Origin of the sequence: Bordetella genomosp. 10, from assembly GCF_002261225.1 — a bacterium.
GTDB lineage: Bacteria > Pseudomonadota > Gammaproteobacteria > Burkholderiales > Burkholderiaceae_B > Bordetella_C.
The window spans coordinates 1,903,372-1,918,217 of sequence record NZ_NEVM01000005.1; the positions used below are offsets into that span (position 1 = coordinate 1,903,372).

13 protein-coding genes are annotated in these 14,846 nt (G+C 63.1%); 8 read left to right on the forward strand and 5 right to left on the reverse strand.

Annotation, left to right across the window (positions count from 1 at the left end; translation table 11 throughout):
- The first annotated feature begins 111 nt into the window (after positions 1 to 111).
- The gene (locus tag CAL29_RS24585) at positions 112 to 1,821 is read left to right on the forward strand and encodes a Na+/H+ antiporter (RefSeq protein ID WP_094855554.1); all 1,710 of its coding nucleotides are present in this window, start codon (positions 112 to 114) and stop codon (positions 1,819 to 1,821) included.
- Between the two features lie 34 nt (positions 1,822 to 1,855).
- Here CAL29_RS24585 and CAL29_RS24590 read toward each other — a convergent pair whose 3' ends face one another.
- The 3 genes from CAL29_RS24590 to CAL29_RS24600 all read right to left on the reverse strand — a co-directional run bounded on the left by CAL29_RS24590 (position 1,856) and on the right by CAL29_RS24600 (position 5,837).
- On the reverse strand, positions 1,856 to 4,189 hold the full coding sequence (locus tag CAL29_RS24590; RefSeq protein ID WP_094855555.1) for an FAD-dependent oxidoreductase: 2,334 nt from the start codon (positions 4,187 to 4,189) through the stop codon (positions 1,856 to 1,858).
- Between the two features lie 81 nt (positions 4,190 to 4,270).
- Complete coding sequence (locus tag CAL29_RS24595) at positions 4,271 to 5,056, reverse strand: 3-hydroxybutyrate dehydrogenase (protein ID WP_094855556.1); 786 nt, start codon at positions 5,054 to 5,056, stop codon at positions 4,271 to 4,273.
- Between the two features lie 40 nt (positions 5,057 to 5,096).
- The gene (locus CAL29_RS24600) at positions 5,097 to 5,837 is read right to left on the reverse strand and encodes an acetoacetate decarboxylase (protein ID WP_094855557.1); all 741 of its coding nucleotides are present in this window, start codon (positions 5,835 to 5,837) and stop codon (positions 5,097 to 5,099) included.
- A 279-nt stretch (positions 5,838 to 6,116) separates the two neighbouring features.
- Here CAL29_RS24600 and CAL29_RS24605 point away from each other — a divergent pair, with 279 nt between their 5' ends.
- Positions 6,117 to 6,569, forward strand: a complete 453-nt coding sequence (locus CAL29_RS24605) for a MarR family winged helix-turn-helix transcriptional regulator (protein WP_179284171.1) — start codon at positions 6,117 to 6,119, stop codon at positions 6,567 to 6,569.
- 46 nt (positions 6,570 to 6,615) lie between these two features.
- Here the strand turns inward: CAL29_RS24605 and CAL29_RS24610 are convergent, their stop codons facing one another.
- Positions 6,616 to 7,275, reverse strand: a complete 660-nt coding sequence (locus CAL29_RS24610) for a TetR/AcrR family transcriptional regulator (RefSeq protein ID WP_094855559.1) — start codon at positions 7,273 to 7,275, stop codon at positions 6,616 to 6,618.
- Between the two features lie 291 nt (positions 7,276 to 7,566).
- Here CAL29_RS24610 and CAL29_RS32125 point away from each other — a divergent pair, with 291 nt between their 5' ends.
- Positions 7,567 to 7,698: a hypothetical protein gene (locus tag CAL29_RS32125; protein WP_256977724.1), complete on the forward strand. Its 132-nt coding sequence runs from the start codon at positions 7,567 to 7,569 to the stop codon at positions 7,696 to 7,698.
- A gap of 63 nt (positions 7,699 to 7,761) precedes the next feature.
- Here the strand turns inward: CAL29_RS32125 and CAL29_RS24620 are convergent, their stop codons facing one another.
- A complete protein-coding gene (locus CAL29_RS24620) occupies positions 7,762 to 8,526 on the reverse strand; it encodes a GntR family transcriptional regulator (RefSeq protein WP_218831895.1) in 765 nt (254 codons plus the stop codon).
- Positions 8,527 to 8,689: 163 nt separating this feature from the next.
- Here CAL29_RS24620 and CAL29_RS24625 point away from each other — a divergent pair, with 163 nt between their 5' ends.
- The 5 genes from CAL29_RS24625 to CAL29_RS24645 are packed head-to-tail and all read left to right on the forward strand — an operon-like array spanning position 8,690 to position 14,841.
- Positions 8,690 to 10,078, forward strand: a complete 1,389-nt coding sequence (locus CAL29_RS24625; RefSeq protein WP_094855561.1) for a glycerate kinase type-2 family protein — start codon at positions 8,690 to 8,692, stop codon at positions 10,076 to 10,078.
- A gap of 50 nt (positions 10,079 to 10,128) precedes the next feature.
- Entirely contained in the window at positions 10,129 to 11,115 is a 987-nt protein-coding gene (locus CAL29_RS24630) for an ABC transporter substrate-binding protein (RefSeq protein WP_094855562.1), read from the forward strand.
- Positions 11,116 to 11,126: 11 nt separating this feature from the next.
- A complete protein-coding gene (locus CAL29_RS24635) occupies positions 11,127 to 11,951 on the forward strand; it encodes an ABC transporter ATP-binding protein (RefSeq protein WP_094855563.1) in 825 nt (274 codons plus the stop codon).
- 3 nt (positions 11,952 to 11,954) lie between these two features.
- Positions 11,955 to 12,740, forward strand: a complete 786-nt coding sequence (locus tag CAL29_RS24640) for an ABC transporter permease (protein WP_094855564.1) — start codon at positions 11,955 to 11,957, stop codon at positions 12,738 to 12,740.
- A gap of 13 nt (positions 12,741 to 12,753) precedes the next feature.
- Positions 12,754 to 14,841 (forward strand): hydantoinase/oxoprolinase family protein, encoded by a 2,088-nt coding sequence (locus CAL29_RS24645; protein WP_094855565.1) that lies wholly within the window; start codon positions 12,754 to 12,756, stop codon positions 14,839 to 14,841.
- Positions 14,842 to 14,846 lie beyond the last annotated feature (5 nt).

Genomic DNA, 14,846 nt, shown 5'->3' on the forward strand with positions numbered 1-14,846 from the left:
CGTCCCTTCCATTTCTGCAAAACACTTGCGCCCGAAGGGCAATTGACCTCGTCCGCCATCCAAGGCACCATCAGGGCCGCCTGAACTGCGTCTGGCCAAGCCGGCCCTGAAATGCAAAGCGTCACGACCATCCTGCTTCTCGTCTTCGTCGCCGTCCTGAGCGGCATCCTGGGCCGCGTGGTAAGGATTTCCGCGCCGCTCCTGCAAATGGCCCTTGGCGCGCTCTGTGCGCTGGCAGGCTGGCATGTCGGGTTCGACCCGGATATGTTCCTGCTGCTGTTCATCCCCCCGCTGCTCTATTCGGATGCCTACCGGACACCCATACGGGAGTTTCGCGAACTCCGCTGGATGATCCTGATGATGGCGATGGGGCTGGTGCTCGCCACCACGCTGGGATGCGGCCTGTTCCTGCACTGGCTGATTCCGAACCTGCCCTTGCCGGTCTGCTTTACCTTGGCGGCGGTGTTGTCGCCGACCGACGCGGTCGCGGTCAGCGGCATGGTGGCGGGCAGGCGGGTTCCGCCCCGCTTCGTGCACATCGTCGAAGGCGAATCGCTGCTGAACGACGCCTCCGGCCTGGTCTGCTTCAAATTCGCGGTGGTGGCCACGCTCACGGGCGCGTTCTCCGTCACCCAGGCGCTGGAGGGATTCTTCGTCATCGCCCTGGGCGGCGTGGCCGTCGGCGCCGCCGTCGCATGGGGCTTGACCATGCTGAACCGCCTGCTCACCCGCTGCGGCTTCGACGACGCGCCGACGCAGATCACGCTGCTCATGCTGCTTCCCTTCGGGGTCTATCTCCTGGCCAACGAGCTGGGCTTATCCGGCATTCTGGCGGCGGTCAGCGCGGGCCTGACGGCGAAGATCTTCGGCATCCTGGATGACGGCCAGAGCGCGACCCGGCTGCGCACCAGCACGGTATGGGCGATGATCGGTTTCCTGTTCAACGCGCTCATCTTCATCCTGTTCGGGCTTCAACTGCCGGATCTGCTGGAGAACGGCATCGCGCTGAGCCGCGCCGCCAACGTCGCGCCCTGGCACCTCGCCCTGGTCATCGTCCAAATCACCGGCGCGCTGGTCCTGCTCCGTTTCGTCTGGGTATGGATTTCGCTGGCGGTGCGATCCGCGACCGCGCGGCTTCGGCATAACGGCGGCAAGTTTCCCTCTTTGCGCGGGACCACGGCAATGTCCATCGCCGGCGTGCGCGGCGCCATTACGCTCGCGGCCGTGCTTTCGCTGCCCGCCGCCTCGGCCGGCGGCGCGGGCTTTCCGTACCGCGAGTTCCTGATCGTCGCCTCGGCCGGCGTGATCGTCCTTTCGCTGGTATTGGCCAACCTCACCCTGCCCGCCTTGCTCAGCGGGCTCGGCAGCACGGAGCTCGATCCCGCCGCCGCCGAGGCCGACCGCGCCCGCGCCGCCCTGGCGCGCTGTTCCCTGCGAGAACTGGAGCAGCAGCAGGCGGAACTGGCGCGCAACCTGGACGGGGATGACGCATCGGCGACGCCGAACGAACCCGACGCGCGCAAGCTCGAAGTGCTGGCCCGCTTGCTGCCGGAATACCAGGACCGGATGTACCGTTTCGACGATTCCGAGGCGGACAATTCCGGGCAGACCGCCCGCGAACTCGCGTGGGAGCGGGCGCGGCAAAAGGCCGCGATCCGCTTGCACCTCATGCGCGCCGAGCGCGCGGAGCTCCGGAGAATGCTGCGCAGCGGCGAGATCAATGACGAGACCGACCGCCTGCTGCAACGGGAAATCGATTTGTCCGAGCAGGTGCTGCTGGCGAACGCGAAACTGCTGCCGCGCAAGCCGGCGGAAGAATAACCGGAAGGAATAACCGGCGCCCCGCCGGCGCGGCCTACGTGGTGCTGGTGTCGACGGCCGTATCCGCCTCCTCGGCGGATTGACGGCGCGGCTTCCTCGGCTGAAGATGCGCCGGCGCTTCCCCCGGCGCGCCCAGTACTTCACGCACCAGCGCATAGCCCTGGGCCTGGTGCGCGCGAACCGCGACGTCGGAGAAGTCGTAATCGCGCGAAGAAGGCTCGTTCTCCGGCCCCTTGCGCAGGAACCGCGTGATGTGCATGGGCGCCCCGTCGCCCATGAGCTGGATATAGCGCGGCCGCTGCCGGATCTTCTCCTGCCTCGCCGGCTCGATCTCCCGCAGAAGGCTCTCGATCATGCCGCGATAGGAATCGATCAACTCGCGCGTCCGCAGGTCGTTGCGGATGCGTTCCGAATAGAGGATTTCATCCCGGCGCGCCATGATTTCCGTCAGGTTTTCCGGCAGCGCCTTCTGGCCGGAGAACAGGTCGACGATAAAGACGCGCTTGCCGTCCGGGCCGCAACGATCGACCACCATGTCCAGCGGCGAATTGCTGACGATGCCGCCGTCCCAATACGGTTGGCCGTTGACGTAGGTCCACGAGAAACCGGGCGGCAGGCTGCCGCTGGCCAGGATGTGGTCGGGCGTCATGTCGTCGACGTAGCTGTCGAACACCTCGAATTCCGACGTCAGCACATTGACCGCGCCGACCAGCAGGCGCACCGGGCTGGCGGGCAGCGACTTGAAATCGACGTACTTCTCGAGCAGCGTCCGCATCGGCGCCGTATCGTAGAAGCTGGTCCACTTCCACGGCGCGACCCAGGGGGTATCGCAGGACGGAATCCACCTCGGCCGGAAGAACTGGGGCACGCCGAATTGCAGGATCTGCATCGCCGTCGCGGCCTGCCTCAACGGCTCGGGCATCGGCGCGGACACGACCTGGAGCTCGGACCAGAAGGACTCCAGCGCTTCGGTGGCGTGCTTAGGATTACCGGCGATGATCGCGCCGTTCAAGGCGCCGATGGAAATGCCGGCGACGATGTCGGGAAATATCCGATGCTCCTCCAGCCCCTTGACCACGCCGCATTCGAACGCGCCCAGCGCGCCGCCGCCCTGGAGGATCAGGACGTTCTGCATCGGCAGGAAGTCCAGCTTGAAATCCGGGTCCTGCAGTTTCAGCTTGTCGGCCCGCAGATTGGTGCGATACCGGATCAATCCCTCCGAGAGCCGGATCTCATCGGCGGGCCGGCCGAAGGAAAACAGCGCGCGCGGCACGTCGTCCTTCAGGTAGAACAAACTGAACGCGCGGCTGTTCAAGCCGCCTCGCTCTATCGTTTCGTCGGCGCCTTCCGGGTCGCCCAGCATGTCGAAGCCGATGCTGCCGATTTCGCAGAAGAAATAGGAAACCTCGTCGTACCGGCGCCGGCGCCCGAGCATGTTCATCGCCGCCAGCCGTCCCTGCTTGACGGCGTTGTCCCAGTGTTCGATATGGCGCCGGCGGGCGAAAACGGGATCCATGAAACTGACGACGTCGCCGGCGGCGTACACGTCGGGCTGGTTCGCTCTCAGCAGATCGTCGACGACGACCCGCCCGTCTTCCAGCTCGATGCCGCTACCTTCGAGGAACTGCGTCGCGGCCTGCACGCCGGTGCAGACGACGGCCAGGTCGCAAGGGATGCGCTTGCCGGCCCGGGTCGCGACCTCCTTCACCTTGCCGCGCCCGATGAATTCGACGACGGCGTCGCCGACCACCGTTTCCACGCCATTCTCGCCGGCGAAATCCCTGAAGTAGTCCGAGAGCATGGGGGATTCGAGATGCCGCATCAGGCGGCTGTCGCCTTCGACCACGGTGACGCTCAGTCCCATTTCGCGCAAGGACAGGGCAACCTCCATGCCGAGGAAGCTGCCGCCCACCACGGCCACCCGCTTCGCCTTGGCCGCGCCGCGCCGTATGGCGTCGCAATCGTCCTTGGACCGCAAGGCATATATTCCTTGCAGCGCCGCGCCGGGCACCTCGACCGGCCGCGGCGAGGCGCCGGTGGCGATCAACAATTTTCCATACTGGATATGGTCGCCCGTGGACGTCTCGACCAGATGCCGCTCGGGGTCCACGGAGACCGCACGCGTACTCAACGCGACTTCTATGCGCTGCTCCTGGTAGAACATTTCCGCATGAACCAGGATCTGCGATGCATCGACGGTGCCCAGCAGATACCGCTTGGACAGGGCGGGACGGTGATACGGCAGCACCGATTCGGCCGAGAGAATCAGGATGGAGCCTTCGGCGCCTTCTCGACGCAAGGTTTCCGCCGCCGTCGCGCTGGCGAGGCCTCCACCCACGAGAAGAAAATCGGCCTGCTTGTATTTCATTGCTTGATCTCCGTCTATGCCTATCCAGGATAGCCTGGCGTGCCTGGCTTCTTATATGCCAGGCATGCCGGGCGCGCCGCCTTATTGCATGAACCAGCCGTGGCTGACGACGAAGGACTGGCCCGTCAGCGCCGCGCTGGGGAAGGTCGAGAGGAACAGGACCGTCTGCGCCACGTCCTGCACGGTGGTGAAGACGCCGTCCACGGTGCCGCCGAGCATGACGTTGCGGACGACTTCCGCTTCCGTGATGCCGAGCTCCTTCGCCTGCTCCGGAATCTGCTTTTCGACCAGCGGGGTCTTGACGAAACCGGGGCACACGACGTGGGACCGCACATTATGCGGGGCGCCTTCCTTCGCCAGCACGCGCGCCAGGCCGAGCAAACCGTGCTTGGCCGTCACATAGGCCGATTTCAGCGGCGAGGCTTCGTGCGAATGGACCGAGCCCATGTAGATCACCACCCCGCCCCGGTTGCCCTGGTACATATGCTTGATGGCGGCCTTGGTCGTCAGGAAGGCGCCGTCCACGTGGATGGCCAGCATCTTCTTCCAGTCGGAGAAGGCATAGTTCTCGATGGGATTGACGATCTGGATTCCCGCGTTCGAGACCAGGATGTCGATCGAACCGAACTGCTCGACGACCGCGTCGATGCCTTTATTGACCGCATCTTCGTTCGTGACGTCCATGGCGATGCCGACGGCTCGTCCGCCGGCGCGCTGGATCTCCTGCGCCACGGCATTGGCGCCGTCCAGGTTCAGGTCGGCGATGCCGATCGCCGCGCCCGCCCTGGAAAGAACCAATGCGATTTCCTTGCCGATTCCGCTTGCGGCGCCAGTAACCACCGCGACCTTGCCGTTCAGATTGCTCATGACTCAACTCCTGTAAGAGTAAAAAAGCGAAATCAAAGGGTTATTTCGCCAGATAGTCGTAGACGACCTCGCCCAGTCCGAGCGTAAGGTCCGCCACCAGATGCCGGGCCTCGACGATTTCCAGGACGGGCAGGTCCGCCACCGGCGCGAGCGCGTGCGGCGCGAGCTGGAGGGCGGCAGGCCCCGTCCATGCGCCCTTCATCTGGATGTCCTCCAGGTAATACCTCACCAGTTCGCAGATGCGCGGAGAGCCGTCCACGTGCGGAATGATTTTCAGCAGAAAGTTGGGCGCGGCGAGGCGTTTCGCCTGGTCTACGATATCCAGAGACTTGTGTTTGTAGCCCATGGTTCCCGTCGCGATGCGCACGGGCCCGTAATCCAGCGTCCCCACCAGGGTATCGGTATGGGTTTCCAGCACGGGCGTCGCCAGTTTCTTCGGAAAACCCCATAGCTCCCGGCCGCCGGCGATAGGCGGATGGTCGTTGAGATACATGGCGTGCGTGTAGCTGCCCGCCACCCCGTTGTATTCCACGGGGATGACCTGGCCGCTTTCGGTGTAGTCGCCGAAGCCGGTGGAGTCAGGCATCCGAATGAATTCATAGCTGACGAGGGGTTGGCGTATCTTCAACGGTTCGGGCACGACCGCGCGCAGCCGGTCGGGGTCCGTACGATAGGTGATGATAAAGAATTCCCGGTTGACGAAGCGGTAAGGGCCCATCGGAAAGGCCGGGCTCGTCAAGGGCATGGCAAACGCGTTGCTACGTACAGCGTCGATATTCATTGGATTCCTTCAAGGTCGGATCGTCCCGCCATTTATTCAACGAATGATGAATTAAAGACAAAGGGACACAGGATTTGGATCGACTTTTCACGGCATGGGCACTAGTGCTTGGGGGTCTCTCTGCATCGTCATGCTCGACAGTGTGGTTAGGATACCACCAGATAGTTGCAAACCAAACAATTTACAATTAAACAAATACCTTAATTCCGGCTGTCGCATGCCTTCTTGTACACCTTCTTGTTTGCCGTTTTTTTTCTTCTCCACCGCAAAGGCCCGATATTGACCAAACGATCTTCCGATGCTTCCGACCAGGAACTGTATGACTTCACTTCGTCGATATATCCGGCCCGGTCGGCATGGGTGCAAACCGTGCGCGAAGCCCTGGATGACGTCTCGATATCGTCCTCGCTGGGCGTCGTGATATTGCTCGTGTACCGGAACGGCCCTCGGGTATCGCAAGGCATATTGGCGGCCAGGGCGGGGGTTACCCCGGCCACCCTGGTCAGGACGATCGACCAGGGAGAACAGGCCGGCCTGTTGACGCGCAGCCAGGTGGTCGAAGACCGCCGGGTGCGGGAAATCGAACTTTCGGCGCAGGGAAAGAAGTATGCGGCCCGCATCGAAAAGCGGCTGACGGCGCTGCGCAGGAATATCCTGGGAAGCCTCCCTTCCGAGGAAATACGGGTGGCCACCAAGGTGCTGAAATTGCTGGCTTCGGTGGGAGAGCGGTAAAGCGAGATCGCGCGGGCGTCCTCCCGGCAACGCCTGCCCTCCTTCGCTAATTCAGCATGGTCAGCGCGGTGCGGAACACTTCTTTCCTGAACGCCGCCATATCGCGCGGAAGCGATGAAAAAGTGGCCAGCATATGGCTATAGGAAACCGTCCTGCTTATCGCGCTGGTCAGCATCAGGCACAGGACGTCCGGATCGTTCTTCTTCAGCACGCCCGCCTGGATCGCGTCGCTCAGCAAAGGAACGAAGGCATCGCGGTGCGGCCGCAGCAGCTTGTCCACTAGGACATTGAAGCGCTCGCCCTGCTCGACGGCGGCCGTGGAAAAGAACGTTCCCATTTCGGGCTCGGCAAAGACCCGATCGACCAGCAGCGACACGGCCTGTTCGACGCGCTGCCGCTCGGACAGGGAGGATGTCCGCAACTGCGTCATTGCATCGAGCATGGGCTGGGCCCGCGCGGCGATCTGGTCGACGATGGTTATCCACAATTCTTCCTTCGAGCCGAAGTGATGCATCACCAGGGCCGGGTCCACGCCCGCCTCGCGCGCGATGCCGCGCACGCTTGCCGCCTCGAAGCCGTGCCTGGCGAAGGCCTGCAAGCCCGCCTTCAGCAGCGAATCGTAGCCCGCGGCCGCGTCATGGGCCGGCCGTCCGCGCGGTCTCTTCTTCGTTGCGCGCGGCGGCGTTGCGGCGGTCGTCGACGTCATCAGGTTTCCTTTTCGAACAAGTGCGCTCCCTGGCATGGTTGCCGGAGAGATAGTAGCGCCTGGCGCCCAAGCACAAACACAAGCGCAGGGCCACGCGCCGGCGGCGGCGCTTGCGTATCCTGTCCGATCCAGCCGGAAGAATTCCGGGGCTTCCGCCCTGCCAGACGAACGGGCGCCGCATGGCGCCATGCATTTCCCAAGAGTTTCCCCTTCATGCCTCGATCGCCGTTTCCCCCAACCCCCGATCTACTGCACGCGGCGTCGGATCACCTGCGCCCCCCGGCGGAGCGCATGCGCCCTCGTTCCCTCGACGACGTGGTGGGCCAGCGCCGCCAAGTCGAACGCGGCATGGAAATCCGCCTGAAGGAAAAGCTGGACCAACTGCGCGCCGCGCGCGAACAGGCGCGGCGCGCTTCCGAATAAACGACCTCTCGGCCCGGGCCATCGGCGGCGCCGGATTTCCAGGAAATCCGGCGCGCCGTCCCATCAAGTCGCAAGCGCCCTGCTCTTGCGGTTCTTGAGCCGGGTAGCGCCCCGGCTCGAACGCAAGACAGGCTCGATATCCTGCAATTGCTCGCGTTGTTGAAGGTGATCCCGCAATTTGGCCCCTTCGGTCAGGTTATGCGATTCGGCATGGTGCGCCGCCAGATCCGCGCGGCCGCTCAGCACGGCTTCCGCAAGCGGGCGATGCTGCTCCAGGATCGCGGCCGGACTCTCGATCAACGCATCGCTCGAACCGATGCACATCCTGATCTGACGTTCTATATTTTCGTATTGAACGCCAAGCCGTCCATGCCCGCTCAAGACGATCAATGCCTTGTGCAGACCGAAATCCGCCTCCGCGATTTCGGTGCTGTTCTCGCTGGCGCAGGCTCTCGTAAGGGTGAGAAATGTAGCGCCAAAGGCCGCGATCTTCTGCGCGTCGCCGCTCTCCACCAACAGGCGAGCCGCGAGCCGCTCCATGCTGGAGCGCAAGGTGTACAGCTCCCACACGTCGTTTGCGCCGAGGCTTACGACGGTCCAACCCGTATACGGGATGAGGCTGGTCAAACCCTCCTTGGCAAGATTGTGCAAGGCGGTGCGCACCGAGGCGCGCGACAGTCCCATCTCCGTGGCGAGCTGGCTTTCCGTGATGCGGCTTCCCGGCGGGATCTGGCCCCTGACGATGGCATCGCGCAGGGCATCCGCCGCCTGGACCTCGACGGAGACCTTGTTGACCGGCGAGATTCCGAGTGAATTCATGGCATCCATCCAGGGCTTCTCCGTAGCTAAACTGAAATATTGTCGCCCATTTTAACCCTCGGGCCTCGAAGCTCTTCCTTGCTAGGTAATCACCCTTAAGCGTTTCTACCAACTACATAATTGTCGACGATCGCCCATAATAGCACCCTCATGTAAACACTCGCCGTGAAAAATGAACCTCGTCAAGAACCGCGATACGTTGACCGCCATGGGCCAGAAAGCGCTGCGGACGGCGGCCCTCAACATTGCAGAAAAGGGCATCGAAGGGGCCCATCCGGGCTTGGCAACCCGGCGGATCACGCGGATCGAAGGGGATTACCTGCACATCCAGGACCGTGCCTACGATCTGCGCCAGGGCCGGGTCTTCGTGATCGGCGCGGGCAAGGCGAGCTTTCCCATTGCCAAGGCGCTGGAGGACGTGCTGGGCGACCGGCTGCACAAGGGGATCGTGATTTGCAAGCACGGGCAGGAGGGAAGGTTCGAAAGGATCCGGATGATCCTGGCAAGCCACCCCCTGCCCGACGAAAACTCGCTGCGCGGCGCGCAACTGACGCAGAAACTCCTGGATGAAGTTCGTCCGGGGGACATCGTGATTGCATGCTTCACGGGGGGATCTTCGTCCCTGTTCGTCCATCCGGCGGCGGACATCGAGGTCGCCGACAAGATCGCGGCAAGCCAGACGCTGCTGACGTGCGGCGCCAATATCGTGGAGATCAACGACGTCCGCAAGCATCTGAGCAAAGTGAAAGGCGGCCGCCTTTTACGAAATCTCCCCCGCGGCGCGCACGTGATCAACCTCACGGTTTCGGACGTCATCGACGATCCGCTCGACTACATCACCGACCCGACCTTTCCGGACCGCTCGACCTTCGCGGACGCCCGTGCCGTGCTGAGCAAGTACGAACTCTGGTCCAGGATGCCCGCATCGGTGGCAAGGCACCTGCGAGAAGGACGTGACGAGGACGAAACGGCGCGCGATTCGGAGCTTGCGCACATCGACCGCTACGACATATTGCTGTTGAAGACCGATGCGGCCTGCTCCGCGGCCGTCCAGGCGGCAAGCGAACTCGGTTTCAAACCCCTGCTCCTGTCCACCGTATTCGAGGGGGACAGCGGCATGCTGGGACGAAACTTCGTCGCCATCGCCAAGCAGATCATGCTCGATGGCAATCCCAGCCCCGCTCCCTGCGCCCTCATCGGCGGGGGTGAAACCACCGTCATCACGGGCAGCGCCAAAGGCCTGGGCGGGCCGAACCAGGAGTTCTCGGTCGCCGCGGCGCTCGACCTCGCGGGCCACCCGGGAATTGTCGTGCTGGGCATAGACACCGACGGCACCGACGGTCCGACGCAATTCGCCGGCGGACTGGCCGACAGCGACACCCTGCACATCGCCCGGGAACGCAATATCGATCTGGACCGGGCCCTGCGGGAACACAACGTATCGCCGGCGCTTCAGGCGATCGAACACCACATCATCACCGGCAATACGGGAACCAACGTCAACGATCTGAAATTGGCGCTGATCTTGCCGCCTGAACCGAGTCGTCCACAACGGGCGTGACGCCTCGCCCTCTTCGCGCCATCGGGGCGCATCCCTTATCGAGGATCATCATGTCGAGACCTGTCATCAAATGGCTGCTTGCGACCGCCATGTTCACGCTGTCCAGCATCAGTGCGCATGCCCAGGAAAAACTGTCGGTTCGCCTTGATTTTTCACCTTGGGGCATCCATGCGGCCATGCACCTTGCGCAGGACAAGGGCTGGTTCAGGCAGGCGGGCCTGGATGTCGATATCCAGGACGGCCGCGGCTCCGGCAATACGCTGCAGCTAGTGAATTCCGGCCGCGTGGATGTAGGCCAGGTGCAGTTGGGCTTGCTGCCGCAGGCCCGCGCCAATGGCGCATCCGTCATCAGCATCGCGTGCTGGGGCCGCAGGACCGATCTCGGCGTCCTGGTGGACCGGAATTCCCAGATCAAGAAGGTACAGGATTTCGAGAATAAGACCATCGCGGTCTTCGCCGCCAGTCCCTGGGCCCCGCTCATCGACTACTGGCTCAAGCAAGGCAACCTGGACCGGACCAAGGTGAACGTCCTGTTCGTCGACGCCTCGGCCTTGTGGGGGATCTATACGAGCGGCAGAGCGGACGGCCTGATGTCCACCGCCCCCTCCGTCGAGCCGGTGGCCGAAGCGGTGCGTCCTTCCCGCACGGTGCTCGCGGAAGATGTCGGGATCACCTATCCCAGCTACGGCCTCATCGTCGCGGATCAAACGGTGGAAACCCGCAAGGCGGCGCTGAAGACACTGGTCTCGGTGGAGCAACGCGCATGGAGCTACATACGCGACGGGCATTACGAAGAAGCGGCCGACGCCATCATGAGGCAGCGTCCGGACGTAAAGCTCGATCGCACCGTGCTCATCGAACAGATCAGGAAATCCGTCGATTTCTTCGATACCCCCGCCACCAAGGGCAAGCCTATCGGCTGGCAAGCCGACGAGGACTGGGTCAAGGCCCTGAACACCATGCAAGCGGCGGGCGTCATCAAGCCGGGCTGGAAGACCTCCGACTACTACACCAATCAGTTCATCAATCTCAAGTGAAAGAGGCGGACATGTCTACCCTATTGAAAGCGGTTCCGAACGCCGCTAAAGGCGATCTGCCGGAAACGCATATTTCAGTGCGGGGCGTGGATAAGGTCTACAAATCGCCTCGCGGCCCCGTCCCGGCGCTTCAGGACATTTCGCTCGATATCAAGAAAGGCGAGTTCGTCTCCATCCTCGGACCGAGCGGCTGCGGCAAGTCGACCCTGCTCAAATGCATGACGGGCCTGGAGAACATCAGCCAAGGCGCCATACAGGTCGCGGGGAAAGCACTGAACGGGCGCCCGCCGGAAGAGACCGCGATGGTCTTCCAGAAAGACGTTCTGCTCGACTGGCGCACGATCCTGGACAACGTGATGATCACGGCCGAATTCAGCCGCCAGAACACGCCGGCGATGAAAGCCCGCGCGCTCAAGCTGCTGGAACGCTTCGGCCTGCTCGGCTTCGAGGACCGCCATCCCTGGGAGCTGTCCGGAGGAATGCGCCAACGCGCATCCATCTGCCGCGCGCTGCTTTGCGACCCGTCGCTGCTCATGATGGATGAACCCTTCGGCGCGCTCGACGCGATGACCCGGGACGACTTGAATCTCGAACTGGCGCGGATCTGGCAAGACACGCGCAAGACCATAGTCTTCGTCACGCATGGCATCTCCGAGGCCGTCTTCCTTTCGGATCGCGTCGTGATCATGGACCGTAATCCCGGCCGCATCGTGGAGATCGTCGATATCGATCTGCCCCGGCCGCGTGAACTGTCTGTCCGGGAGACGAAAGACTTCGCGCACTACTACAGCCACATCCGCCACGTTTTCGCGACGCTGGGCATTCTCAAGGAATGAAACATGAGCCAACTGACAGCCAAACTGAAGGGCCCGGCAACGATTTTCTCCATGCTCGCCTGCGCGCTGGTGATCTGGGAACTGTGCGTGCGCATCCTGCAGATCAAGCCGATCCTGCTGCCGCCGCCGAGCCGCATCTGGACCGAATTCATCGGCTCGCCGGCCTATTTCATGAAAGAGACCGGACAGACCTTCCTGACCACCGTCTCCGGTTTCGCGCTCGCGGCCCTGCTTGGCCTGGTGCTGGCGATCGGCATCGTTCATTCCAAGTTCCTGGAACGCACCGTATATACCTTGCTGGTGGGCCTGAACAGCGTTCCCAAGGTCGCGCTCGCGCCGCTATTCGTGATCTGGATGGGAACCGGAACCGAACCGAAGATCGCCATCGCCATCCTCCTGGCCATCTTTTCGATCGTCATCGACGCGGTGCTGGGGCTCAGGTCGGTCGATCCGGACATGCTGCACCTCGCCCGTATTTCACGCGCGCCGATGTGGATGATCCTGTTGAAGATCCGCTTGCCGAACGCCTTGCCGAGTATTTTCGCCGGCCTGAAGGTCGCCATCTCGTTCGCGCTGGTGGGCGCCATCGTCGGCGAATTCGTCGCCGGCTCCGGTGGACTGGGCTTCGCGATCCTCACCGCCCAGGGGCAGTTCGATACCCCTCGCGTCTTCGTCTGTCTTTTCCTGCTTGGAATTCTCGGAACGGGATTGTTCTATCTCGTTGAAATCCTCGAACGTCTTGCACTTCCGTGGCATGTCTCGCAGCGCGGGAATGCCGCCGCACATTAAGGAGTCGGATCAAATGCCTACAGCACGCATCGGTGTCGATATCGGCGGAACCTTCACCGATCTCGTTCTTCTTGACGATACGGGTCATTCCTTCTCGACCAAGGTTTCCTCCACGCCAGCCGCTCCGGAACAGGCGGTTCTCACGGGCATCCGCCGCATCCTCGACCAGGCGCGGATGAATATGTCGGACGTCATCGAAGTCCTTCATGGCACGACGGTCGGATCCAATACGCTCCTGCAGAAAGCCGGAGCGCGCTGCGGCCTGATCACCACCCGGGGCTTTCGCGACGTACTGGAGATCGGACGCGTTCGCACGCCGACGATGTTCGATCTTTCCTGGGACAAACCCGAGCCCCTCATCGCACGCCGATACCGCCTGGAAATCAATGAGCGGATGCTGGCCGACGGCACGGTTCATACGCCGGTCGACATCGAGGAAGTCCTGGACGCGGGCAGGTTCTTCGAGGCGGAAGGCGTGGAATCCGTCGCCATATGCTTCATCAATTCGTACAAGAATCCGGAGAACGAACGCGCGGCCTACGATGCCTTCGTAAAGGCCTTCCCGGCGATACACGTCACGGCTTCCATTTCCGTCTTGCCGGAGCAGCGCGAATACGAGCGCACTTCGACCACGGTCGTCAATGCGTATGTCCTTCCCGCCTTGAGCGCCTACCTGCGCCGGCTCGAGGCGGGACTGCGGGAGATCGGCGTCCAGGCGCCGTTGTTGGTCAGCAACTCCAATGGGGGCCTGTCCACCGCCCGGGTCGCCCAGGATAGGCCGGTGTTCTTTATCTCTTCCGGACGTTCGGCCGGCGTCGTAGGGGCGGGCCGGCTCGGTACGGCAACCGATGAGTCCGACATCATCGTCTTCGACATGGGCGGCACCACGGCCTCCGCGTCGCTGATAAACAAGGGCGAACTGGCCCGCACCAACGAATATGAATTCCGCGCGGGCATTTCCACGCCCAGCCGTTTTATCAAGGCCGGCGGCTATCTGATGCGCGTACCCACCATAGACGTGGCCGAAGTGGGTAGCGGGGCCGGCTCCATTGCCTGGATAGACGAAGGCGGATTGTTGAACGTGGGCCCCGTTTCGGCGGGGGCCGACCCCGGTCCCGTCTGCTACGGAATCGGCGGCAAGCGGCCGACCGTCACCGACGCCAATGCGGTGCTGGGTTTCCTGCCTAACAAGCTGGCGGCGGGATCGATGGCGCTGGACCTGGACGGCGCGCGCCGGGTAATCGCGGAAGCTCTCGGCCAGCCGCTGGGCCTGAGCGCGGAAGATGCCGCGTATGGCATCCGCGAAGTCGTCAACGTCAATATGGCGCGCACGATCAAGGCCGTCACGGTGGAACGCGGCGTGGACCCGCGCGGGTTCACGCTGATGGCGTTCGGCGGATCGGGACCGGTCCACGCCTGCGACCTGGCCCAGACGCTGGGCATGCGCCGCGTGCTGTTTCCCAACGCGCCGGGGGTGTTTACCGCCATGGGCATGCTCGCGGGCAGCGTGGAACGCTACTTCGTCAGGCCGCTCGAGTCGCAGATGCAAGCGCTCGATATCCAGGAGCTCAAATCGCTGCGCGACACGCTGCGCGAAGAAGCACGGGCCGCCCTGGCGGAAGAGGGCTATCCCGCGGATCGCGTCGAGTACGTATTCGAGCTGGACATGCGGTTCAAGGGACAGGACTACGAACTTCCGATCCGCATTCCGGATGCGCTGGACGCGCAGAGCACTCAGCAGTTGTGCGACGATTTCCGCCAGGCCTATACCGCCATGTACGGATACGCCTCCAAGGACGCCATGGAATGCGCGAACGTCCGCCTGCTGGCGCGCGGCCTGGCTGCCAGCGTGCTGGATTTCAAGGACATCCGCAGCGGTTCCAAGGCGCCTCCCAATCCCGCGGCCGAATCACGCAGGGTGTATTTCAACCGCGACATCGGATGGGTCGACACCCAGGTGGTCAAGCGCACCGGCATGCCCGCCGCGCTTGCGGGGCCCGCCATCATCGAAAGCGCGGATACGACCATCGTTCTGCCGCCGGGCTGGCGCGCGGAGACCGATCCGATCGGCAATGTCATCGCCTCACGCATCAACGACTGACAGGA